The organism is Aequorivita aurantiaca (assembly GCF_030410135.1).
GTDB classification, from domain to species: domain Bacteria; phylum Bacteroidota; class Bacteroidia; order Flavobacteriales; family Flavobacteriaceae; genus Aequorivita; species Aequorivita aurantiaca.
The window spans coordinates 1-1,275 of sequence record NZ_JAUGQQ010000031.1 but is presented as its reverse complement, the minus strand read 5'-3'; the positions used below and the strand labels follow the sequence as shown (position 1 = coordinate 1,275).

Sequence of the window (1,275 nt, the reverse complement as noted above, 5' to 3'; positions counted from 1 at the left end):
GTTACACCACATTTGAAAAAAACACTCGAAATAGAAATCAACAATTACGAAAAGCCGATTAAAGAACTAATTGGAAAATCTATTTCGGACGTAAATTATTACGAAATTGATTACGGAGAACCTTTTTGGGATGAAAGCGAATACCACTCATTGGATTTCGGAATTGAATTAATAACTGATGACAGGGAAAAGTATTATTTTGTTTGGGGTAGCGAGTACACACAATATGACGTGAAGTTTAAAAAAGGTGAAATTTTAGACGTTTTTAGTCCAGAAAATAATGCTAAAAAATATAACGCAAAGGAAAATCAAAATTGGACGGAATTGATTGGAGAAAAAATATGCGGAATTGAAAGTTTTTGGTCATATTGGAGTTTAATTAACGAAAAAGAACGGAATTATTACCCACAAGACGTGCGAATCGAATTTGAAAATGGAAAAGAAATATGGATTTCAGCATTTGAGATTAGAGACGAAACAAACTTTGGAATGCAAGACCACATAACTATTTTTTTTGACAAACAAACGGCTGAAAAATATAACATCGGAAAGAAAAACGTGGTGTAACAACGTGTATAAAACATAGCTAATATAGGCTTCCCGAAAGGTTTTCGCTTATTTAGTAAGACCGCCAAATTTTTAAATTTGGCTTTTAAGATTGATAAGTTAAAAACAAAATATAAAAATTCGGCTCTGTGTTAATCCGAAAAGTAAGTGTCTTTTTATACGCTACGTTTCATACACAAGACCGTTGTGGGCAAGTTTAAAGGAAATCCATAAAAAACCTTTATTCATTAAAATTTTGGTACTTCCAAAAATCAATCACTCGGAATTTTTAACTGAAACGATACCTGAAAAATCTCGATAAAATTTACCCACAGAAAACCTGGCGCCCGAACTGAGCGAGTAAGGAAAATATAATCAGATTTAATCCTTGGATCGAAATTTGGGAAAAGCCGACAAATTCCGGCTGACAAACTTACCGTCCAAACTTTCGTGATCAAGATTTGGAAAATAAGAAACAATCAAATTCCGAGCAATTTGACTTTTAATCGGACTTTATTATTGGAATTTTAATAATTTAACCAAATAAAAATTCGGGAAGACGGAGTCGAACCTGAGCAGGTGCGGAGAAAAACCAGCCCACAACACGGTGTATAAGCCATTGCTTGGTCCGCCCCTACTTTGAAAATCCTATCGGATTTTCAAAAGGCAATTTTGTACTTGGAAGGGCCTGGGCAAAAATCGCGCAACGGCTCATACACCAGAAACGTT

Annotated in this window: 1 protein-coding gene; it reads left to right on the top strand. The window is 34.6% G+C overall.

The annotated features are described in order from the left end of the window. A partial coding sequence (locus QRD02_RS14260) for a hypothetical protein (protein WP_290255634.1) occupies nucleotides 1-567 on the top strand: 567 nt, incomplete at its 5' end. Nucleotides 568-1,275: the final 708 nt, after the last annotated feature.